The organism is Falsihalocynthiibacter sp. S25ZX9, from assembly GCF_041205405.1.
Taxonomy (GTDB): Bacteria; Pseudomonadota; Alphaproteobacteria; order Rhodobacterales; family Rhodobacteraceae; genus Falsihalocynthiibacter; species Falsihalocynthiibacter arcticus.
Map to the genome: position 1 here is coordinate 1 of NZ_JBGFCD010000329.1, position 283 is coordinate 283.

Annotated in this window: 1 pseudogene; it reads left to right on the forward strand. The window is 51.2% G+C overall.

The features are described from left to right. Positions 1 to 283, forward strand: a pseudogene (locus AB9F29_RS22450) (hypothetical protein); the annotation flags it as partial.

Below are 283 nucleotides of genomic sequence, written 5' to 3' on the forward strand. Positions count from 1 at the left end.
ATGCATTTGGGCGCGCATAAAACCGCAACAACGCATCTTCAGCACTCGCTGGAAGCAAATGCGGACCTCTTGGCGCAATCCAAGGTGATATTCAGAGGGCCTTTAGATCTGCGCTGGCCGAAAAAATCGCTCCAGAGTCGGTTTGGGCTGCTTACAAACACACCCCCAAAATCTAAGGAATTGGCCGAACAAGAACTTTGGGCCTTGGCGGGCGGGGCCAATCGTTTTGTGCTCTCCGAAGAAAATTTTATTGGTCCAATGTGGCGGATCAAAAATGGGAGGC